Annotated in this window: 20 protein-coding genes; 12 read left to right on the top strand and 8 right to left on the bottom strand. The window is 61.9% G+C overall.

What is annotated here, in order from left to right:
- Positions 1–19: 19 nt before the first annotated feature.
- From FD715_RS07705 to FD715_RS07685, 5 genes are all read right to left on the bottom strand, one after another.
- Positions 20–1,492 (bottom strand): TRAP transporter large permease, encoded by a 1,473-nt coding sequence (locus FD715_RS07705; RefSeq protein WP_147107632.1) that lies wholly within the window; start codon positions 1,490–1,492, stop codon positions 20–22.
- Between the two features lies 1 nt (position 1,493).
- Positions 1,494–2,078 carry a TRAP transporter small permease gene (locus tag FD715_RS07700; protein WP_147107629.1) on the bottom strand — a complete coding sequence of 195 codons (585 nt, stop codon included), beginning with the start codon at positions 2,076–2,078 and terminating at the stop codon, positions 1,494–1,496.
- A 92-nt stretch (positions 2,079–2,170) separates the two neighbouring features.
- The gene (locus tag FD715_RS07695) at positions 2,171–2,683 is read right to left on the bottom strand and encodes a flavin reductase family protein (RefSeq protein WP_147107627.1); all 513 of its coding nucleotides are present in this window, start codon (positions 2,681–2,683) and stop codon (positions 2,171–2,173) included.
- Complete coding sequence (locus FD715_RS07690) at positions 2,683–3,573, bottom strand: aldo/keto reductase family oxidoreductase (RefSeq protein ID WP_147107625.1); 891 nt, start codon at positions 3,571–3,573, stop codon at positions 2,683–2,685. Before FD715_RS07690 ends, FD715_RS07695 begins: the two co-directional genes overlap by 1 nt.
- Entirely contained in the window at positions 3,573–4,727 is a 1,155-nt protein-coding gene (locus FD715_RS07685) for an LLM class flavin-dependent oxidoreductase (RefSeq protein ID WP_147107623.1), read from the bottom strand. Before FD715_RS07685 ends, FD715_RS07690 begins: the two co-directional genes overlap by 1 nt.
- An 87-nt stretch (positions 4,728–4,814) precedes the next feature.
- Between FD715_RS07685 and FD715_RS07680 the strand changes: the two genes are divergently transcribed.
- On the top strand, positions 4,815–5,540 hold the full coding sequence (locus tag FD715_RS07680; RefSeq protein WP_223274774.1) for a GntR family transcriptional regulator: 726 nt from the start codon (positions 4,815–4,817) through the stop codon (positions 5,538–5,540).
- Positions 5,495–6,667: a Gfo/Idh/MocA family protein gene (locus tag FD715_RS07675; RefSeq protein ID WP_147107620.1), complete on the top strand. Its 1,173-nt coding sequence runs from the start codon at positions 5,495–5,497 to the stop codon at positions 6,665–6,667. The genes FD715_RS07680 and FD715_RS07675 overlap by 46 nt, the downstream gene beginning before the upstream one ends.
- Before the next feature lie 88 nt (positions 6,668–6,755).
- On the opposite strand, the gene FD715_RS07670 is transcribed toward FD715_RS07675, so the two are convergent.
- Together FD715_RS07670 and FD715_RS07665 are read right to left on the bottom strand one after the other, a co-directional pair.
- Positions 6,756–8,078: a GH1 family beta-glucosidase gene (locus tag FD715_RS07670; RefSeq protein WP_147107617.1), complete on the bottom strand. Its 1,323-nt coding sequence runs from the start codon at positions 8,076–8,078 to the stop codon at positions 6,756–6,758.
- A 2-nt stretch (positions 8,079–8,080) separates the two neighbouring features.
- A complete protein-coding gene (locus FD715_RS07665; protein ID WP_147107614.1) occupies positions 8,081–9,118 on the bottom strand; it encodes a LacI family DNA-binding transcriptional regulator in 1,038 nt (345 codons plus the stop codon).
- Positions 9,119–9,375: 257 nt separating this feature from the next.
- On the opposite strand from FD715_RS07665, the gene FD715_RS07660 reads away from it, so the two are divergent.
- The 5 genes from FD715_RS07660 (at position 9,376) to FD715_RS07640 (ending at position 16,048) form a co-directional block, all read left to right on the top strand.
- A complete protein-coding gene (locus tag FD715_RS07660) occupies positions 9,376–10,728 on the top strand; it encodes an ABC transporter substrate-binding protein (RefSeq protein ID WP_147107611.1) in 1,353 nt (450 codons plus the stop codon).
- Positions 10,729–10,851: 123 nt separating this feature from the next.
- On the top strand, positions 10,852–12,087 hold the full coding sequence (locus tag FD715_RS07655) for a carbohydrate ABC transporter permease (protein ID WP_147107608.1): 1,236 nt from the start codon (positions 10,852–10,854) through the stop codon (positions 12,085–12,087).
- Positions 12,087–13,241 carry a carbohydrate ABC transporter permease gene (locus FD715_RS07650; protein WP_147107605.1) on the top strand — a complete coding sequence of 385 codons (1,155 nt, stop codon included), beginning with the start codon at positions 12,087–12,089 and terminating at the stop codon, positions 13,239–13,241. Before FD715_RS07655 ends, FD715_RS07650 begins: the two co-directional genes overlap by 1 nt.
- 11 nt (positions 13,242–13,252) lie before the next feature.
- Positions 13,253–14,908 (top strand): alpha-amylase family glycosyl hydrolase, encoded by a 1,656-nt coding sequence (locus FD715_RS07645; RefSeq protein WP_147107603.1) that lies wholly within the window; start codon positions 13,253–13,255, stop codon positions 14,906–14,908.
- Positions 14,909–14,959: 51 nt separating this feature from the next.
- Positions 14,960–16,048 carry an ABC transporter ATP-binding protein gene (locus FD715_RS07640; RefSeq protein ID WP_147107600.1) on the top strand — a complete coding sequence of 363 codons (1,089 nt, stop codon included), beginning with the start codon at positions 14,960–14,962 and terminating at the stop codon, positions 16,046–16,048.
- Here FD715_RS07640 and FD715_RS07635 read toward each other — a convergent pair.
- Positions 16,045–17,247, bottom strand: a complete 1,203-nt coding sequence (locus FD715_RS07635) for an ROK family transcriptional regulator (protein ID WP_147107597.1) — start codon at positions 17,245–17,247, stop codon at positions 16,045–16,047. The two genes, FD715_RS07640 and FD715_RS07635, sit on opposite strands and share 4 nt — an antisense overlap.
- Positions 17,248–17,391: 144 nt before the next feature.
- On the opposite strand from FD715_RS07635, the gene FD715_RS07630 reads away from it, so the two are divergent.
- The 5 genes from FD715_RS07630 (at position 17,392) to FD715_RS07610 (ending at position 21,953) form a co-directional block, all read left to right on the top strand.
- The gene (locus FD715_RS07630; protein WP_147107594.1) at positions 17,392–18,411 is read left to right on the top strand and encodes a sugar ABC transporter substrate-binding protein; all 1,020 of its coding nucleotides are present in this window, start codon (positions 17,392–17,394) and stop codon (positions 18,409–18,411) included.
- Positions 18,412–18,591: 180 nt separating this feature from the next.
- The gene (locus FD715_RS07625) at positions 18,592–19,656 is read left to right on the top strand and encodes an ABC transporter permease (RefSeq protein WP_147107592.1); all 1,065 of its coding nucleotides are present in this window, start codon (positions 18,592–18,594) and stop codon (positions 19,654–19,656) included.
- Positions 19,653–20,423 (top strand): ATP-binding cassette domain-containing protein, encoded by a 771-nt coding sequence (locus FD715_RS07620; protein WP_147107589.1) that lies wholly within the window; start codon positions 19,653–19,655, stop codon positions 20,421–20,423. Before FD715_RS07625 ends, FD715_RS07620 begins: the two co-directional genes overlap by 4 nt.
- Before the next feature lies 1 nt (position 20,424).
- Positions 20,425–21,042 carry a nucleoside/nucleotide kinase family protein gene (locus tag FD715_RS07615; protein WP_147107586.1) on the top strand — a complete coding sequence of 206 codons (618 nt, stop codon included), beginning with the start codon at positions 20,425–20,427 and terminating at the stop codon, positions 21,040–21,042.
- Positions 21,039–21,953, top strand: a complete 915-nt coding sequence (locus FD715_RS07610; protein WP_147107583.1) for a carbohydrate kinase — start codon at positions 21,039–21,041, stop codon at positions 21,951–21,953. Before FD715_RS07615 ends, FD715_RS07610 begins: the two co-directional genes overlap by 4 nt.
- Positions 21,954–21,957: the final 4 nt, after the last annotated feature.

Raw genomic sequence — 21,957 nt, 5'->3', positions numbered from 1 at the left:
CTCCCGTTAAGCTCTTGGATCAGTTGGCAAACCCCGTGAGACGGGGAATGGTCATGGAAATGGCGGGCACGTAGGTGATCAGGAAGATCACCGCGATTTCGATGGCGAGGAAGGGCAGGATCGCCTTGGCGATGGTTTCCACCTTCTCGCGACTGACGGCGGCCGCCACGAACAGCACAAGTCCCATGGGCGGTGTTGCCAGCCCCACGGTCAGGTTCACCGACATGATAATCGCGAAGTGGATCGGGTCGACGCCGAGGTCAACGAAGATCGGCCCGAGGATCGGCCCGAGGATGATGATCGCAGGACCTGCGTCGAGGAACATGCCGACGATGAACAAGAGCAGGTTGATCAGGAACAGCAGGATCAGCGGGTTTTCCGACAGCGTCAGGATGAAGTCGGCGAGGATTTGTGGTGCGTAGCTGAGCGAGACCACGGTTTTGAACGCCAGTGCTGCGCCGACGAGCAGTAGGACCACGGCAGAGGTGAGGCCCGCGCGGCTGAGGATGTCGGGCAGGTCCGACAGGCGCATGGTGCGCAGCACGAAGAAGGCGACGAAAACGGCGTAGGCCACGGCGACCGCTGCGGCTTCTGTCGGGGTGAAGACACCGCCGAGGATGCCGCCAAGGATCAGGACCGGTGTTTGCAGGGGCACGATGGCGCGTTTGCAGATGGTGCGGAATTCGCTGCTCACTTGAGTGCGTAAGGCGAGCATCAGCGCGTGGGCAACTACGACAGCGCCTGCGAAGGTGCCCCAGAGGATCAGCGGGGACGTCTCGCCCAGCGGTAGGAAGGCCCAGAGCAGGAGACCGATGTTGAGCCGGACGAGCGCCCAAGACACCCAGCGCTCCATCGCGCTAAGCTCGACGCCATCGAATTGCACCTTGTGCGCTGCGGGCAGGTCGTAACGGTCTGCGGTGAGGCGGATCATCACCATGAGGCCGACGCCGACGAGGATGCCGGGCACAATGCCTGCGAGGAACAGGGCAGCCACGCTTTCGCCCATGACATAAGCGTAGATGATCATGATGCCCGAGGGCGGGATGATCGGGCCAATGACGGATGAGGCGGCGGTGATGGCGGCGGCGTAGCGGCGGGTGTAGCCCTCTTTCTCCATCGCGGGAACCAGCATGGAGCCGAGCGCCGAGGTGTCGGCCACCGCGGAGCCCGAGAGGCCCGCGAAGAGGATGGAGGACAGGACGTTCACTTGTGCGAGACCGCCGCGCAGGTGGCCCATGAGTGCCTGGGAGAACTGGACAAGGCGGATGGTGATCCCGCCCTTGTTCATCAACTCGCCCGCCAGCATGAAGAACGGGATTGCCATCAGCGGGAAGCTATCCATCCCGTTGTAAACGTTGCGGTAAAGCAGCGTGATGTCGCGTTCCTGACCGTTAAGATACAGCAGGATGCCGGGGGCCGCGAGCAGACCAAAGAAGACCGGCAGGCCGATCAGGAGGAACAGCAGGAACAGCGGGAGGAACCAGATCAGCATGTCATTCGCTCCCCGCGGCCATGTCGCCCAGATCGAGGTCCGGCAGTTGGTCACCGCCGCCCATCATCTCGACCAGTTTGCGCAGGATCAGTTCGATATTGACCATGATCAGCAGGACGACCCCCACGAGCAGGGACAGCATCATCCAGCTGCGCGGGATGCGGAACCAGCCGTCAAAGGTGGGCAGGTAGAGGGAGGCGGTGGCGAAGCGGCCACCGAAGCCTGTGACCTCGGACCAGCCGATGGGCAGCGCGACGAGCAGGATGGAGAGCGAGATGAGCAGCAGAAACAGGCTGAGGAGCGCCGCTACGACGCGAGGAAGCACGCCTGAAATCATGTCGAGCGCCACGAACCCGCCGCGCCGGAAGGCTGTGGGGGCCATGAGGCCTGTCATCCAGAGCATGCAGAAGCGCGCGGCCTCGTCCGGCCAGGGCAGTGCGTTGTTGAAAACGTAGCGCGCGACCACCTGGATCAGGATCGCAATCACCATGGCCGCAATTGCCACGATGCCGATGGCGCGCCCGATCTTGAGCAGGGCGCCATTCACCCATGCAAACGGCGCAAGCACCGTCAGTAACAGACCCATGAAGGGCCCTCCCTTTGTCGGTCGCCCGGCGGTTTGTCCACCGTGGCCCATTTTCCGCTTTAACCCCGCGGGCGGGTCGTTTTACGCGTCCGTTAGGACGAGACGGAGCCGAAGTCGCCCCCAAAGAATGTGAGCGGTTGTCCGTCGCGCATTTGGGTACGCTGGACCTGGCCCACGATGATGACATGGTCACCCGCGTCATGCGCCGCCACCCTGCGACATTCAAACCGCGCAAGGCAATGATCAATAAGCGGAACTCCGTCGGCGTTCAGCTGGTAGGGATGGTCGTTTAGAATGTGCGCGTCACGGGCAGCACGCTTGCATACGTCATTTTGTTCCGCCGCCAGAACGTGGATGGCGTAGTGGTCCGCGGCTTCGAAATAGGGGAACCGCCGGGCGCCCCGGTCCACCGACCACAGCACGAGTGCCGGGTTGAGCGAGACCGAAGAAAAGCTGTTAGCCACGATCGCGATGGGACCGTCGGTGCTGGGCGCCGTAACGAGCGTCACGCCGGTGGCGAACTTGCCGAAGGCATCGCGCAATTGACGGCCGGAATTCGCGTCGGGCGAAAACACTGTAGGTTGCTGTAGGCTTTGCATCGTCATCAGGCCACCTCATGCCCGAGTGCCGCCTCGTAAAGGCGGAACCATGTCGGTCGATCGAGCGACACCTTGGTCGCGTCACCAATTTTCTTGATCCGGTCGACATTGTTCGTGCCCATGACCGGGATAATCTTTGCAGGATGCGCCAAGAGGAAGGCCGTCGCAACCGCCGCGCGGTCCACACCTTCGTCTTTTGCGATATCGTCCATCACTTGATGAAGTTTCTCGCTGCCTGTCATCAGGCCGCCCCCACCCAGTGGGGACCATGCCATCGGTGGCTGACCGTGCTGTTGGTGGAAGGCAAGATCGCCATTGGTGAAGGGCGTGATTTCGCTGAGGCTGATTTCGATCTGGTTCGTGACCAGCTGGGTCTTCATCGCCGATTGCAGCAGTTGCCAGTCCCACGGGCGGAAGTTGGACACACCCACGCTGCCGACTTTGCCCGAGGCCACCGCCTCGTCCAGTGCTGCGCCCGTTTCGTGTTGATCCATAAATGGATCCGGGCGGTGGATCAGCAGCAGGTCGATGTGATCAATCGCCATATCGCGCAACGAGTTTTCGATGCTCTGCATGATGTGTGCGCGGGAGGTGTCGTAGTATTTGACCGGCGCGTCGGCATAGCGGCCCATGGGGGCCACGATGTCGCATTTGGTTACGATCTCCATCTTGGACCGCAGGCCGGTGTCGGCCTTGAGCGCTTCGCCCAGAACCGCCTCGGCCACGTAGCCACCGTAGATGTCGGCCTGGTCGAAGGTGGTGATCCCCTGGTCGAGGCAAGCGTGGATCTTGGCCTGCACGTGGGACACGGAGGTGTCGCTGTCATCGGCCAGCCGCCACATGCCGTAGACAATGCGCGAAAAGTTGAGGGTATCGGATAGGTGGACGCGGTCCATTAGCGGCGCTCTCCTGCGGCGAGTGGTGTTGCGGGGGCGCTGTCTGGCACCCGGCCATAAGCATGGGGCAAAGAACAGGTTTTCAAGTGCGGCATGACGCGCGCACCGAAATGTTTTGCTTCGTCGAGATGCGGGTAGCCCGAGAAGATGAAGGCGCGGATGCCCATCTTTTGATACTCTTCGATCTTGGACATGACCTGGTCGGTGGAGCCCACGAGTGCGGCGCCGCAGCCCGAGCGCGCCCGGCCTACGCCGGTCCAGAGGCCCGGTTCGACATAGCCGAACTTGTCTGCGAGTTCGCGGACTTTGGCCTGGTGCGCGACGCCGAGCGATGTGGAGTCGAGCGCGCGGTCGCGGATCAACTGGCCGTATTCGTCATCGAGCTTCGACACGATGTAATCGGCGTATTCGCGGGCCTCAGCTTCCGTGTCCCGCACGATCATGTGGACGCGCAGGCCGTAGTCGAGCGTGCGGTTGTACTTCTCGGCCACCGCGTTCACGTCGCGCATCCGGCCTGCGAGGTTTTCCTGCGGCTCAGGCCACATGAGGTAGACGTCGCAGTGCTGGCCACAAAGTTCGAGGGCTGCGGGCGAGTAGCCACCGAAATACAAAAGCGGGCCGCCGGTCTGGTAGGGGCGCACGGGGTCGGTGGTGAGGCCGGTGAAGTTGTAGACATCGCCCTCGTAATTGATCTCGTCCCGTGTCCAGGCTTGCTTCAGGATTTCCACCACTTCGCGCGAGCGTTGGTAGCGGTAGTTGCTGTCCGCTTTCTCGCCCGGGAAGTCGGAGGAAATGATGTTCACCGTCAGCCGACCCTCAAGCATGTGGTCGAGTGTGGCGATGGTGCGGGCGAGCATGATGGGCTGCACTTCGCCGCAGCGGACGGCGGCCAGCAGGTTGATTTTGCTGGTGATCGGCGCGCAGCCTGCCACGAAGGACAGGGTGTCCTGGCCAACCTGATAGGATGAGGGGCAGAGGATGTTGCGGAAGCCCTGTGCCTCCGCCTCTTTCACGATGTCGGAGCAATGCGCCCACGACGACCGCAGGTCGCCGTCGGGCACGCCGAGGAATTGGTAGTCGTCCGAGCACAGCGCCGAAAACCACGACACTTCGGCCGCGTCGACGTCAGGGGATGTGATGGGGACGATGGTCATCGGCGCACTTTCCGTTTGGGTCAAGTTGGGACTTGCGTAACACTGTCATTGATGTAGATCAATGGTGTATCAATTTTGTTTTTCGACGTGCTCGCCCTTCCTGTGACCGATCCCCGCCCCTCCCCCCATGCGCTGCCGATTTATGTGCAGATTGCCGAACTTCTGACCCGTGATATCGTCGCCGGTCGGTTGATCGAAGGAGAGCGCCTGCCACCCGAGCGGGACATGGCGACGGAGTTGGGTGTGAGCGTCGGCACGCTGCGCAAGGCCCTGCGCGATATGGGCGAGAAGGGGCTGGTCGAGAGCGTTCAGGGGTCGGGCAACTACATCCGGGCGGGCGGGGATACGGGCACTGTCTATGCCATGTTCCGGCTGGAACTGCTGGAGGGCGGCGGGCTGCCGCGCGCGCAGGTGCTGTCGGTGGACCTTATGGACAAGCCGGGTGATCTGCCGGCGTTCGGGACAGCGGCGCGGGCCACGCGCATCCGGCGCTTGCGGTCGCTCAATGAAACAATCATGGGCGTGGAAGAGATCTGGCTGGATGCGGATGCGGGAATCGTGTCGGAAGCGACGATGTCCGAATCCCTTTACGCCACTTATCGCAAGGAGTTGGGTCTGTGGATCCAGCGCGCCGAGGACCGGGTGTCTCTTGGCCCGGTCCCGGACTGGGCGCCTGAGGCGTATGGCCCCAGCCCCGGCGAAACCGTCGGCTATATCGAGCGGCTGAGTTGGGCGGACGCAGCGGCACCCATTGAATTTTCCCGCACATGGTACGACCCCGCGCGGGCCGTTTATGTGCAACGACTGAAGTGAAGGAACGCAAGTTGGATCAGGTACGCTATGGCATCATCGGATGCGGCATGATGGGGCAGGAACATATGCGCAATATCGCGCTGCTGCCCGAGGCGAGCGTGGCCGCGTTCTTTGAACCCGATGATGGGATGGCGGCATTGGCTGCGGCTATTGAGCCTGACGCTCGGCGCGTTGGGTCACTGGCTGAGCTGCTGGCCGTCGAGGCGTTGGATTGCCTGCTGATCGTCAGTCCGAACTATTGCCATGTGGCGCAGATGGAGGAGATCGCGGCGACGCGCGCCCTGCCCCTGCTGGTGGAAAAGCCGCTGTTTACCGACCCCGAGGACGCGGCGAAGCTGGCGGCGTTTCGCGACAGCTATCCCTGCCCGGTCTGGGTGGCGATGGAATATCGCTATATGCCCGTCATTGCCCAGTTTCTTGAAAGAAGCGCTGAGGCAACCGGCGGTATCAAGCAATTGTCTGTGCGCGAGCACCGCTTTCCGTTTCTGGAGAAGGTCGGCGACTGGAACCGGTTCAATCGGTACACCGGCGGCACTTTTGTCGAGAAGTGTTGCCATTTCTTTGACCTGATGCGGTTGGCGATGGGGGCGGAGCCGGTTCGGGTGATGGCCTCGGCCAAGCAGGCCGTGAACCATCTGGACGAGGATTATTCTGGCGAGGTGCCTGACATCATCGACAGCGGCTACGCGCTTGTTGATTTCGACAATGGCACGCGGGCGATGCTGGAATTGTGCATGTTTGCCGAAGGCTCCGCCTATCAGGAGGAGCTGTCTGCTGTTGGGCCCACGGGTAAGATTGAAGCCTTTGTCCCCGGTCCGGGGCGGTTCTGGCCGGAGCATCTGGGACCTGCCCCGGTGGCGAAACTGGTGACGTCTCCGCGGCATCCGCAGGGGCCCGTGACCCATGACATTCCGGTGGACCCAACCCTGTTGGACGCAGGCGATCACAACGGGTCGACATTTTATCAGCACCAGAAATTCGCGGCTGTCGTGCGGGGGCAAGGAACCCCCGAGGTGACGTTGGCCGATGGCTGGGCCGCAGTTGCGATGGGTATGGCTGCACAAGAAAGTGCGCAGACTGGTCAAGCCACCGATCCCCGGCAATGGATGCCTGCTTCTTCCGGCTGAAATACCTTAGGGAGTTTGCGAGACAGCGTCCCTCATTCAATAGAATGGATCGCGTGCGGCGAAGCCGCTCTTTTTGGGAACTGCCCATTCAACCGGCCAGCATCGCTTTGAATGCATGCCATGACGCTTTGGGCGTGCGTTCGAGCGTGTCGAAATCGACGTGGACCATGCCGAAGCGCTTTTCGTAGCCGAGCGCCCATTCGTAATTGTCCATGAGCGACCATGCCATGTAGCCCTGCACCGGCACGCCCTTGGCGATGGCGTCTCGGACGGCTTGCAGGTGGCTTTGGAAATACGCGATGCGGGCGTTGTCCTGTACGGCTCCGTCTGTGACTGTATCTGCGTTGGCCATGCCGTTTTCGGTGACGAACAGTGGGAGGTCTCCGGTGTAGTCCTGAGCTGTTCGCACGAGGAAGTCGTGCAGGCCCTGGGGGTAGACTTCCCACCCCATTTGCGTTTTTTCGAGCGGTCCTTCGATGCCGTGGTGGTGCGGCCACGGGCCGTCGTTCGGGGCGATGATGGAGCGCGTGTAATAGTTGATCCCGGCCCAGTCGAGCGGGGCCTTGATCGTCGTCATGTCGTCTTGCCAGCCGTCCGGCAGGTGAGGGCTGAGATCACGGACGAGGCGGTCGGGATACGTACCCTTGAACGCACCAGAGACAAAGAAGTGGTTGTAGTAGTCGTCGTAGAGGGCTGCGGCTTCGGCAGCCTCCGGGGTGTCGTCGGCGGGCGTGGCCCATTCCATGTTGAAGACGGCGCCGAGGTTGCCGACGCCCATGCCGCGCATCCGTTCAATTGAGGTGCCGTGGGCCAGCAGGACGTGGTGCATGGCGCGGGCGGTGGCGCGGATGTCACGCAGGCCCGGCGCGTGGTGGCCGAGGAAGTGGGACAGGAAGGACACGCACCAGAATTCGTTGATTGTGGCGACCGAGTAAGTGCGGTCGCCGATGCGGGCCATGACGGCTTCGGTGAAATCTCCGAACCAGCTTGCGATGTCGCGGTTGCGCCAGCCGCCGAGGTCGGCGAGGGCTGAGGGCAGTTCCCAGTGGTATAGCGTGGCACAGGGTTTGAGGTCGCGCTCGAGCATTGCGTCGACCAGCCGGTCGTAGAATTCGAGCCCCTCGGGGTTTACCGTCCGTCCGTCGGGCATGACCCGCGCCCAGCTGGTTGAGAAGCGGTAGGCGTCGAAGCCGCCGTAGCGCAGCAGGTCAAGGTCGGCCTCGTACCGATGGTAGTGGTCGCAGGCGCGTGCACCGTCTTCGGCGCGGACGACATTGCCGGGCGTGGCGGCGAAGTCGTCCCACATGGCGCGGCCTGCCCCGCCGAATTGGTGCCCTTCGATCTGGTAGGCAGAGGTTGCGGCCCCGAAGAGGAACCCTTCGGGAAAGTCGGTGCGTTTGTGCGTGAACATGGTCAGTCCTTGGATGTGCCCGGTGCCGGGCCGGTCGAGGTGCCTTCGACAAAGGCTGCCTCCCAGAGTTTCGTGTCGTGTGGGGCGCGTGGGGCGCGGATGCGGTGGATCAGCATCTCGGCGAGCGTGGCCCCCGCCTCGCGCACCGAAGACTGCCAGGCGGTGAAGACGGGCCTGTCGCCGCCATTGGCGAAATAGCTAAGGCAGTCGTCGAAGGTCACAATCGACACGCCCTTGCCCACGCGCAGGCCACGCTCATCCAGCGCCCGCCGGATACCTGCGGCGCAGATGATGGAGGCGACAAGGAAGGCGGTGGGTGGCGTGTCCACGTCCAGCATCATGTTGGCTTGGTCATAGCCGTACGCCTCGGTCATCTCGCCCGTGCTCATCAGGGCAGGATCAATGGTCAGCCCGGCAAAGCGCAGCGAGGATTCGTAACCTGAGCGCCGCCTTATGGCGAAGTCCATCGTTTCCTGACCGTTGATCAGCGCGATGCGCTTGTGGCCAAGGCCGACGAGGTATGACGTCGCCTCGGAAAAGGCGCGGGTGTTGTTTACGTCGAGCCAGGAATAGGGCGTCGTGACGCCGGTAGAGCGGCCGTGGACCACATAAGGCAGCCCGATCTTGTCGAGCAGCGCCATACGCGAATCGTTGCGGCGCGGTGCGTGGACCACGATGCCGTCGACGGCCCCGCGGGCCTTGAGGTTGCGGTAGGTGTCGGCCTCGTCCTCGGCCCCCACCCGCGTCACCATCATGTCGAAGCCATGGGCGGAATAAGTCTCCCCCGCCCCCGCCATGAAGTCGCCGAAGATCGGGTTCACCATTTCTGCCGAATCGCTGACGGAGATGACATGGCCGATGCACTTCGAATGCCCGGTGGCGAGGCCCTGCGCCCGCGTGTTGGGGCTGTAGGCGTGCGCCTCGGCCGCCTGGATCACACGTGCGCGAGTTTTCTCCGACACCTCGGGATAGCCGTTGAGCGCGCGGCTCACCGTGGTTTGGCTGAGCCCCAGCAGCGATGACAGTTCTTTAAGATTCACAGGGCATTCCGTTGGGCATTTCGTTCCAAAGCGCTTTCAGAGCTGCAAGCTAACGGCTGGTTGCGCTAACGTCAAAACTTCTCATGCCTCCCGTTTGACGTGTTAAACTATTTTGCACGGACGACCCGAGACCGTTTGACAGGCGGTAAAAATTCGGCAACGTTCGCGGCATTCCAAAGCGCTTTGACAAATGTGAAAGCGGGCATGAACTGGTCAATCAGCATGTTGGATTTGAAATAAATGGGAGGACGACCAGAATGAACACCACACTTCTGGCCAGCGCGGCTGCGTTGGCTATCACCGCAGGGACGGCACATGCCGAGTTGATCTTTGCTCCGGGCGAGGGCCCGTTCAGCTGGGACAGCTACACCGCATGGGCCGAAAGCGCCCCTGACTTGAGCGGTCAGACCATCACCGTGTTCGGCCCTTGGCTGACACCTGAAGATGGCTATCTGAACAATGCGCTGGCCTATTTCGAGGAAGCGACCGGTGCTGACGTTGTCTACACCGGCTCCGACAGCTTCGAACAGCAGATCGTGATCGATGCAGAGGCGGGTTCCGCCCCGAACATCGCCGTGTTCCCGCAGCCTGGTCTGGCTGCCGTGATGGCAGGCAAGGGTCAGCTGCACCCCCTGCCCGAAGGTATGGGTGACTGGGTCAAGGAAAACTACGCCGCCGGTCAGTCCTGGGTCGATCTGGGCACCTATGCGGATGCCGACGGCAACGACCAGGTGTTTGGTTTCTTCTACAACGTGAACGTCAAGTCGCTGGTCTGGTACAACCCCGAGAACTTCGAGGATGCCGAGTACGAAGTGCCGGAAACCATGGAAGAGCTCAAGGCACTGACCGAACAGATCGTGGCCGACGGTGAAACACCGTGGTGCATCGGTCTGGGATCAGGTGCGGCCACCGGCTGGCCCGCGACCGACTGGGTCGAGGACATGATGCTGCGTACGGTTGAGCCCGCAGTATACGACCAGTGGACAGCGAACGAGATCCCGTTTGACGACGAGCGTGTCGTGGCGGCCATCGAAGAGTTTGGCTGGTTTGCCCGTGATGACGCCAAGGTGGCCGGTGGTGCCGGTGCGGTCGCATCGACCGACTTCCGCGACTCACCCAAGGGTCTCTTCTCGTCGCCCCCGCAGTGCTACATGCACCGCCAGGCGTCGTTCGTGCCGGCCTTCTTCCCGGAAGACGTGGAGTTCGGTGTCGACACCAACTTCTTCTACTTCCCGTCCTATGCCGAGAAAGATCTGGGCGACCCGGTTCTGGGTGGCGGTACACTGATGGCGATCACCAACCCGTCCGATGGCGCGAACGCGCTGATGGAGTTCTTCCAAGAGCCGATCAGCCACGAGATCATGATGGCGCAGACCGGTTTCCTCACGCCGCATAACGGTGTGAACCTGGACGCCTACAAGGACGACACGCTGCGTGCGCTGGGTGAAGTTCTGCTGGGTGCGACCACCTTCCGTTTTGACGGCTCGGACCTGATGCCTGGTGGTGTTGGCGCCGGTACGTTCTGGACCGGCATGGTTGACTATGCCGGTGGCAAGGACGCCGCGACCGTGGCCAGCGAAATCCAGTCCAGCTGGGACGCGCTGAAGTAAGCTTTTCCAAGCTTTGAGAACCGATCAGCCCGCGCATCTGCGGGCTGATCACACCACCGGCCATTTTGCCGGTCGCGCTGGACCCTGCGCATAAGCCGGGCCACGCCATAGGGAGGAAGCCAGATGAACCCCGCACTCTTGGGATTGATAACCATCGCGCTCGGCGTGGGCGGATGTGTTCTGTATTTCTGGGGATCGAACCAGGTCCTGGACAAAGTGATCTTTCCGGCCAACGGGCCGCAAGCCGGTCAGAACATCAACCGCGCCAACATGGTGCGCCCCTGGCTCTTTCTGTTCCCTGCCATCTTCGCGCTGGGTCTCTACCTCGCCTACCCCGTGTTTGAGACGCTGCGCCTGTCGCTGACTGACCGTGACGCTGGCGGTGCCTTTGTCGGGCTTGCCAACTACAACCAGATGATGGCAGAGCCCAAGTTCTGGGAAGCGTTGCGCAACAATATGCTGTGGCTGATCGTGGTGCCTGCCGCATCGACCGCCTTTGGCCTGCTGGCTGCGCAGTTGACCGACCGGATCAAGTGGGGCGCTGCCGCCAAGTCGCTGATCTTTATGCCCATGGCGATTTCCTTCGTGGGCGCGGGCGTGATCTTCAAGCTCGTGTACGAAGCCCGCCCTGCGGACCAAGGGCAGATCGGTGTGCTGAACGCCGTGTGGCTGCAATTCGAAGGCGGCATCGGGTCCTTCCTATTCCTGCAGCTGCTGCCCGCCATCATGCTTTTGTCCTTTGCCGCGATCGTCGCCTATGTCGGCTGGATTTTCGTAAGGCCAATTGCCGAGAGCAAAGAGCGCGGTGGTGGAAAGGGATACGTCCCGCTGCGCCTGTTCGTGGGTGCTGCGGCGCTCTACCTCGTCTATCTGTCGCTGTCGTCGCTGATCGGTGTGTTCACCTTCGATTTCCCCTACGGCCAGCCGCAGACATGGCTGACGATCCCGTTCTGGAACAGCTTCCTGCTGATGGTCGTGCTGATCTGGATCCAGACCGGCTTTGCCATGGTGATCCTGTCCGCTGCCCTGCGCGGCATCCCCGAGGAAACGGTCGAGGCCGCGATCATCGACGGCGCCAACCCGTTCCAGATCTTCTTCAAAATCAAGGTGCCACAGATCATGGGCACCATCGTCGTGGTCTGGACCACTATCACCATCGTTGTGCTCAAGGTCTTTGACATCGTGTTTGCGATGACCAACGGCCAGTGGGAGACGCAGGTTCTGGCCAATTACATGTACGACAAGATGTTCCGCGCCAATGATTGGGGCGTGGGGTCAGCCTCGGCCATCGTGATCATGCTGCTGGTGACGCCGATCCTCGTTTGGAACGTCTACAACGCCCGCAAGGAGATGAAATAATGGACAATATTGCTGGTTCCAAATCGTCTCTGGGCTGGGCCGTCAACATCTCGGTCGTGTTGCTTGTTGCCCTCTGGGTGTTCCCGACCTTCGGGCTCCTTGTCTCGTCCTTCCGAACTGCAGACCAGATCGTCGGATCGGGCTGGTGGGCATCGATGTTCCCATCGGAACAGACCGAACGCTTCCGCGCGTCGGACCCGGATGAGAACCGCGTGCAGCGCGGCGATCTCTTCGTGGTCGAGGGCAATATCTTTGAAGAAAACGGCGGCGGTGGCGACATCAAGAGTTGGGGCACCTCGTCCCGTGCGGTCGATGCGTATCAACCCGGCGACGTGGCCGATCTGGGCGATGGTGAGACCTTCACCGTCGACGCCGACGGCAATTACGCTTGGTCTGGGAACGAAGAGCAGATCAGCGGTCGGGGCCAACGCGCCTTTGTCACGGCTGAGACGCCGCCCGAGTTCACGACAGAGAATTACGTGAACATCATGACCAGCGGGGATGCCAACGACAATATGGCCAAGGCGTTCTTCAATACGCTGACGGTGACCATCCCGGCGACCATCATCCCCATCGTCGTGGCCGCATTCGCTGCCTACGCGCTGGCCTGGATGGACTTCCCCGGCCGCGCGATCCTGATTGCCTGCGTGGTGGGCCTGCTCGTGGTTCCTCTGCAACTTGCCCTCATCCCGCTCTTAAAGCTGCATGTGGGGATTGGCATCGGCAAAGGGTACCTGGGCGTCTGGCTCGCCCATACCGGCTTTGGCCTTCCACTCGCGATATACCTCTTGCGAAATTACATGGTTGGCCTGCCCCGCGACATCATCGAAAACGCCAAGGTGGACGGCGCGACGGATTTCCAGATCTTCACCAAGATCATCCTCCCACTGTCGTTCCCCGCCTTGGCGTCCTTTGCAATCTTCCAGTTCCTTTGGACCTGGAACGACCTTCTGGTGGCCAAGGTGTTCCTGATTGACGCCACGGGGCAGACGACAGTGATGACCGACCAGATCGTGAACTTGCTGGGCACGCGCGGGGGCAATTGGGAAATCCTTGCCACGGCGGCCTTCGTGTCGATTGCGGTGCCGCTGTGCGTCTTCTTCGCAATGCAGAAATACCTGGTGCGCGGTTTGCTGGCCGGGTCGGTGAAATAGGACCTCCTTACATGAACAAACAGGCGGAATTCGACATGGCTCGGACTCTTGTGACCGACGAGGACTGGTGGCGCGGAGCAGTGATCTACCAGATCTATCCGCGCAGCTTTCAGGATAGCAACGGCGACGGTATTGGTGACCTGAACGGGATCACCAGCCGCCTGCCCTATGTTGCGTCGTTGGGTGTCGATGCGATCTGGATCTCGCCCTTCTTCACGTCGCCGATGAAGGACTTTGGCTATGATGTCAGCGACTATCGCGGCGTTGACCCGATGTTCGGTACGCTGGCCGATTTCGATGCGCTCGTCGAGACGGCGCATGCGCTTGGTCTTCGGGTGATGATCGACCTTGTGCTAAGCCACACCAGCGATGAACACCCCTGGTTCCTCGACTGCGCGCACAGCCGCGACAGCGAGAAATGCGACTGGTATGTCTGGTCTGATCCCAAGCCCGACGGCACGCCGCCGAACAACTGGCTGTCGATCTTTGGCGGCTCCGCCTGGACGTGGGAGCCGCGGCGCGAGCAGTATTATCTGCACAACTTCCTGAAAACGCAGCCCGACCTGAACTTCCACAACCCGGATGTGCAGGACGCGCTCTTGGATGTGACTCGGTTCTGGCTGGATCGTGGGGTGGATGGCTTCCGCCTCGACACCATCAACTTCTACTACGCCGACAAGCAGCTGCGCGACAATCCGGCCCTCCCGAAAGAGCAGCGAAACGCGACCATCGCGCCGTCGGTGAACCCCTATAACCATCAGGAACACGTCTATTCCAAGAACCAGCCGGAGAACCTGGCGTTCCTGGCCCGCTTCCGTGAGCTGTTGGATGAATACCCCGGCTCTGCCGCTGTAGGCGAAGTGGGTGACGCGCAACGTGGGCTTGAGATCATGGGCGAATACACCGCCGGTGATGACCGGGTGCAAATGTGCTATGCTTTTGAGTTCCTTGCCAAAGACCCGCTGACCGCAACCCGCGTCGTCGAGGTGCTGAATAAGGTGGATGAGGTCGCCGCCGACGGCTGGGCCTGCTGGGCGTTCTCCAATCACGACGTGATCCGCCATGCCAGCCGGTGGGAGCTGTCGGATGCCGCCATGCGCGCCTATGCGACGCTGATCCTGTGCCTGCGCGGCTCGGTCTGCCTGTACCAGGGCGAAGAGTTGGGATTGCACGAGGCCGACGTCGCATTCGAGGACCTGCAAGACCCCTATGGCATCGAGTTCTGGCCCGAGTTCAAGGGCCGGGACGGCTGCCGCACACCCATGGTGTGGGAGCCATCGAACAGCCACGGCGGGTTCACCGCGGGCGACCCTTGGCTGCCCGTCAGCCGCGATCACCTGCACAGCGCTGTCGCCTCGCAAGAGGACGACCCGGCTGCCCTCCTGCACCACTATCGCCGCGCCATTGCCCTGCGCAACACGCACAAGGCGCTGTCGAAGGGCAGCCACGATGGGGTGAAAGCAATGGGCGATGTCGTCCACTTCACCCGCAATCATGACGACCAGACCGTGTTCTGCGCGATCAACCTGAGCGACGAACCTGCCACGCTGGACCTGCCCGAAGGATCATGGGTGACCATCGGGTCGGAACTGGGCAGTACCGCCCCCGGCCCCGATGGGCACGTCCATCTTGGTGGCTGGCAGGTCGCCATCGCGCTGAAGACATAACCGAGGAGAACGGGGGGCGGGCCACCGTCCCCCCGAAGGGAGGGACCAACCATGGCCGACTTGAAACTGACCGATGTCGAAAAGACATATGGCGGCACGGTCAACGTGCTCAACAACATCAACCTCGACATCCAGAAGGGCGAGTTGATCGTCTTTGTCGGCCCGTCTGGCTGCGGCAAGTCCACGCTTCTGCGCATGATCGCGGGGCTGGAGCAGATCACCGGTGGCACGCTCGAGATTGACGGCACCGTCGTCAACGATGTGCCCCCGGCCCAGCGCGGCATCGCCATGGTGTTCCAGTCCTACGCGCTTTACCCGCACATGACCGTGCGGGACAACATGACCTTTGCCCTGAAACTGGCGAAGAAATCTCAGTCCGAGATTGATGAGGCGGTGAATCGCGCCGCCCGCATCCTGCAGCTTGAACCCTATCTCGACCGTCTGCCCAAGGCCCTATCGGGTGGTCAGCGCCAGCGTGTTGCCATCGGTCGCTCCATCGTGCGCGACCCCAAGGTCTACCTCTTCGACGAACCCCTCTCGAACCTCGACGCCGCCCTGCGGGTCGCCACCCGGATTGAAATCGCGCAACTCAAGGAATCGATGCCCGACAGCACGATGATCTACGTGACCCACGACCAGGTGGAGGCGATGACCCTCGCCAGCCGCATCGTGGTTCTGGCGAACAAGGGGATCGCGCAGGTCGGCTCGCCCCTTGAGTTGTACGAACGTCCCGAGAACGAATTCGTGGCCCAATTCATCGGCTCTCCGTCGATGAACCTGTTGCCGGGCGAAATTGTCGAAACCGGCGCGCAGACCAAGGTCCAAATGAAGGGTGGCGGCGTCGTTACGTCCGCGGTGCCCACGCAAGACAGCGACAAGGGCATGCAGGTCAATGTCGGCGTGCGGCCCGAAGACATGGTCGAAACCGATGGCGACGCCGTGTTCGAGGGGACCGTCGATTTCACCGAGGCACTGGGCGAAGTGACCATCCTCTACTTCCATGCGGAAGAGGGTGAACAGGCGGTGCTGGCCAAGATGCCTGGGATTCACAAGGACCTGCGCGGCAAGTCGGTCAAGGTAACGGCAGCGCCCGAGAAGGTACAAATCTTCTCGAACGGGCAGTCGCTCTACTACCGCTAAGCCTGCTCAAACATCGCCGCTGAGCGGTCGAGCAGGAACTGTCCGATAATGGGCCCCGTGGCAGCGCCGATGCCACGGGCATTTGCGCCGATCTGACCTTCGACGGTCTTGGGACGGAATAGACCGCGCATATCTTTCGTCGAAAGCGCAGCGCCCGTCATCTCGACCAGCCGCGCGCGAATAGGCGGCGGCATCGCCCCGTCGATCACCACGGCCTCAACGTCAATCACGGCACAGCTTGCCACGCAGGCGATGGCCAGCGCATCGGCTGTCTGCTCCAGCCACGGCACAACGAAGCGCTCAAGATGCAACCAATCCTGCGGCTGTTGCCACAGTTGGCGCGGATTTTCCCCTGCCTCAATCAACCGCGTCTCAAGTGTCCAGATCGACGCCAGATCAATCAGATGGCCCGGTTTGCCCTGTAAGTCGGCCACTGGCATCGTTCCAAACGCGCCCGCGTTCTTCTGGTTTCCTTCGAACACCGTGTGGTCCAGCACAACACCGCCCCCGACAAAGGCACCGAGGAAGAAGTAGACGTAGTCGCGATACTCCCGCCCGATCCCGAATACATGTTCGGCCCGACAGGCGGCAGTAGCGTCATTGACCAGACGGACGGGCAGATCCGTGATCCGGCCCACCTCCGCCACGAAATCTGCTTCCTTCCAGGCGGCAAAGTCTTCGGGCGGCGCATCGAGCAACTCGTGCCAGCTCCACAGCTCGAACGGGGCCGCAATACCGACTCCGCACAGACGCGCCCGCATGGCATCTTCCATCTGGTCCATCAGCGTTGCAAACCCGTCGCGCAGAAAACGAAAGACATGACCCGGCAGAGGGTAGTCGTAGGTATGCCGCAACTGGTGCCGCACCTGGCCCATCGCGTCCAGCACCAGCAGGTCCGCACTGCGCCGCCCGATCTTGAGGCCGACGGAAAAGACACCATCGGGGTTCAGCAGATACGGCACAGACGGCTTGCCGACCTTCCCTTTCACCGGCGCGCCTTTCAACAGCAGCCCATCCTGCTCCAACTTGCGTAGGATGACTGATGCCGTCTGCGGCGACAGGCCCGTGCGGCGTGCAAGATCACTGCCCGGCAGCCCGCCATTGCGCTGCAAGATCGACAGGATCAGACGTTCATTGTAAGCGCGCACGCCGGTCTGGTTGATCCCACCAGACAGGGTTCGCACGTGGTCCAGTGTCATCAGACCGCTCCTCCTGACCACAACTTCGCGCGCGTCAATTAATAAATCAAGTTGATTTACAAATTGACACCATCACAGAATCGCGTTTCCCTTGCGGAAGTTCGGATTGCCGATTTGCGGTCCGGCAAGTTCTGGGAGGACACCATGAAGAAACTACTGCTGGGCACAGCTTGTGCCCTGACCACGATGGCTGGTGCGGCTATGGCTGACGGCCACTCCGTCTCGGCGTGCCTGATCACCAAGACAGATACCAACCCGTTTTTCGTTAAGATGCGCGAGGGCGCCACAGCCAAGGCCGAAGAGCTTGGTATCAACCTCAGTTCCTTTGCGGGCAAGGTCGATGGCGATCATGAAACGCAAGTGCAGGCCATTGAGACATGCATCGCCAACGGTGCCAAGGGCATCCTGCTCACGGCCTCCGACACCGCCAGCATCGTGCCGGTGGTCCAGCAAGCGCGTGACGCGGGCCTGTTGGTCATCGCGCTCGACACGCCGCTGGAACCCATTGATGCGGCTGACATGACCTTCGCCACCGACAACTTCCTGGCCGGTGAGTTGATCGGCGCATGGGCGGCTGCCACCCTCGGCGATGCAGCGGCAGACGCCAAGATCGGGATGCTGGATCTCGCCATCAGTCAGCCCACCGTCGGCGTGTTGCGCGACCAGGGCTTCCTCACCGGCTTCGGCATCGACATCGGCGATCCGAACAAGTGGGGGGACGAGACCGACCCCCGCATCGTCGGCAATGACGTCACCGCCGGGAACGAAGAAGGTGGCCGCCGCGCGATGGAGAACCTGCTGGCCAAGGACCCGTTCATCAACGTGGTCTACACCATCAACGAACCCGCCGCCGCCGGTGCATACGAGGCGCTCAAGGCCATCGGCCGCGAAAATGACGTGCTGATCGTATCCGTCGACGGCGGGTGCCCCGGCGTACAGAACGTGGCTGACGGTGTGATCGGTGCCACCTCACAGCAATATCCGCTGCTGATGGCATCGCTGGGGATCGAGGCGATTGCCGCCTGGGCCAAGGACGGCACCAAGCCGGAAGCGACCGAAGGCAAGGCCTTCTTCGACACCGGCGTGGCGCTGGTCACAGACCAGCCTGCTGACGGTGTCGAAAGCATCTCGGTCGAAGAGGGCAAGAACCTCTGCTGGGGGTGAGGACGCGAACCCGGGGCTAGGCCCCGGGCAAACACTCCGGGTGAGTGTTTGAGGTTCTCACGGGCGGAGCCCCCGGGGGTTGCCTCACGCGAAACATCTTCGTCACCCGGAGCAGCATTTGAGCTTAGATCGGGGCAGGCCACACACCTGCCCCTTTCCCCACCCCAAGGATGGGACACCATGACCCAATCGGACAATTACGAATCCGCATCTTCCACCGACGCAACAGTCGCTGAGTTCGAAGATCACCGCCGCGGCATCGTCGGGCAGATCCAGCACACGTTGCACCAGACCCCGTCCTTGGTGCCACTGATCGTGCTCATCTTCTCCATCGCGCTTTTCGGCCTCCTGCTGGGCCAGCGCTTCTTCTCGCCGTTCGCGCTGACGCTGATCCTTCAGCAAGTGCAGATCGTCGGCGTGCTGGCGGCAGCCCAAACGCTTATCATCCTGACCGCAGGCATCGACCTGAGCGTTGGCGCCATTGCAGTTCTGTGCACGGTCGTGATGGGCAAGGCATCCTTCCAATATGGCATCCCGCCCGCCGTCTCTGTCGCCATTGGGTTGACGGTCGGCACAGCTCTGGGTGCCATCAGCGGGTGGCTCGTCAGCCGCATGAAGCTGCCGCCCTTCATCGTGACGCTGGGCATGTGGCAGATCGTGCTGGCAGCGAACTACCTCTATTCCGCCAACGAAACGATCCGGTCGCAGGATATCGAGGCCGAAGCCTCCTTCCTCCAGTTCCTCGGCACCAAGTTCACCATCGGCGGCGCAGTCTTTACCCTTGGCGTGCTGGGTATGATCGCGTTGTTCATCATCCTCGCCTACGCCCTCCGATCTACGGCATGGGGCAGGCACCTCTACGCAGTCGGAGACGACCCCGAAGCAGCCGAACTGTCTGGCGTGAACGTCCACAAAACATACATGTCCGTTTACATGGTCGCCGGGTTCATCTGCGCGCTGGCAGGCTGGGTAATGATCGGCAGGTTCGGTTCCATCTCGCCCTCGGCCACCACTGGCGTCATTGGCAACATCCAGTCCATCACCGCTGTGGTGATCGGGGGCATCTCGCTCTTCGGCGGACGTGGAAGCATCGCGGGTGCACTCTTCGGTGCCCTCATCGTCGGCGTGTTCGAACTTGGCCTACGCATGGCCGGGGCCGACCCTCAATGGACCTTCATGCTCATCGGCATGCTCATCATCGCGGCGGTCGCCGTCGACCAGTGGATCAGAAAGGTAGCCGCATGACCGAGCCAATCCTCAAAGCCCGCAACCTGGTGAAGCGCTACGGCAAGGTCACGGCCCTCGACCACGCGGACTTCGACCTGATGCCAGGCGAAATCCTCGCCGTCATCGGGGACAACGGGGCGGGCAAGTCGTCGATGATCAAAGCCATCTCCGGCGCTGTCGTCCCGGACGAAGGCCAGGTCTGGCTCGAAGGGCGTGAGGTCAAATTCCGCTCACCTATAGAAGCGCGCGAGGAAGGCATCGAAACGGTCTACCAACAGCTTGCCATGTCCCCGGCCCTGTCCATCGCCGACAACATGTTCATGGGGCGTGAGCTGCGCAAACCGGGGATCATGGGCACTGTCTTTCGCCAACTCGACAAACCCGCGATGCAGAAATTTGCGCGGGAAAAGCTGAGCGAGCTGGGCCTCGCCACGATCCAGAACATCAACCAGGCGGTCGAGTCGCTCTCTGGTGGCCAACGTCAAGGCGTCGCCGTCGCCCGCGCCGCCGCCTTCGGGTCCAAGGTTGTGATCCTGGACGAGCCCACCGCTGCGCTCGGGGTCAAGGAGAGCCGCAAGGTGCTGGAGTTGATCCAGGACGTGAAGTCCCGTGGCATTCCCATCATCCTGATCAGCCACAATATGCCACATGTCTTCGAGGTCGCCGACCGCATCCACGTGCATCGCTTGGGTAAGCGGCTCTGCGTGATCGACCCCAAGGACCACTCGATGTCCGACGCCGTCGCCTACATGACCGGGGCCGCCGTGCCGGAGATGGCGGCGTAAGATGACCCTCGACCAGATCTGCACGCAGATCCTTGACCGCCCTCCCACGCCCGACCGACGGCTTGTGGCGGTCGTAGGTCCTCCGGCCAGCGGCAAGAGCACGCTGGCCAAAGATCTGGCAACATGTCTCACCGACATGGGTGAATCCGCAACAGTCGTGCCTATGGACGGCTTTCATTTGGACGACCGTCTCTTGCAAGTCGATGGCACTCAGGCGCGCAAAGGCGCGCCGCACACCTTCGATACATCCGGTTTCGTACGGATGGTGCGCGCACTGCAGTCCCCCGACCCCGTTGTATTCCCGATCTTCGACCGCCAGCGCGAGATCGCCATCGCCGGTGCAGGCCGCGTCGATGCGACTTGCCGCACCGTGCTGGTTGAAGGCAACTACCTGCTGCTCAACCAATCGCCGTGGGATGAACTGCATGGCCTATGGGCTTGTTCGGTGGCAATCCATCCGAACATCGACACTCTGACCCACCGCCTGCACGCCAGATGGGCCGAGCATGGCAAACCCGATGCCCAAACCTGGATTGACACCAACGACATGCCGAATATCACCACGGTCCTTAACAACTCGGCCCGCGCCGACATCACCCTGACGGAGACCCCCGAATGATCATTTGCGCAGGCGAGGCGCTGATCGACATGATCCCGAACGACAGGGACGCATATGTCCCGCATGTGGGGGGAGCTGTCCTGAACACCGCGGTCGCCTTAGGTCGTCTGGGCGAGGATGTAGGGCTGATCACCGGCCTCTCATCGGACCCGTTCGGCGCCATGATCGAGGATCATATGACCGCCAGCAACGTCTCAACCGCGTACGCCGTCCGCAGCGACCGCAACACGACGCTGGCCTTCGTTCACCTCGAAAACGGGAATGCCACCTACACGTTCTACGACGCCGAAACGGCTACGCGGAACATCCAACCCATTGATATCGCTTCTGTCCCCGCGGGGACAAAGGCGGTTTTCTTCGGCGGCATTTCCCTCTGCAACCCGCCCGTGGCCGACACGTTGCTTGCTCTGGCCCTTTCCCAACCGGCCGACCGACTGGTCATGGCCGACCCAAACATCCGCCCTGGTTTCGTCTCGGACCAGGACGATTACCGCACGCGGTTGACCAAGCTGATAGGGCGCGCCGACATCGTGAAATTATCGGATGACGATATCGGTTGGCTGGTGCCGGATGGCGACCTGAGCGCCAAGGCACAGGCGATCCTCGACATGGGGGCAAAGATGCTCTTACTGACCGAGGGCGGAGACGGCGCAACCGCCCATCTCAAAAATGGCACCGAGGTGCGCGTTTCAGCGGAAAAGGCACAAGTCATCGACACCGTCGGCGCAGGCGATACGTTCAATGCGGCTTGCCTCGCTGCCCTGCGCCGCGCGGATGCACTGTCACCCGCGGCCATCGACACGTTGAACGAGACCACACTCACCGACATGCTCACCTTCGCCGCCCGCGCGGCGGCCGTCACCGTGTCCCGCGCAGGTGCCAACCCACCGTGGCAAGCAGAACTGGACTGACCCA

Origin of the sequence: Tateyamaria sp. syn59 (assembly GCF_007995245.1) — a bacterium.
GTDB lineage: Bacteria > Pseudomonadota > Alphaproteobacteria > Rhodobacterales > Rhodobacteraceae > Tateyamaria.
This window is presented reverse-complemented; position numbering and strand designations above follow the sequence as displayed.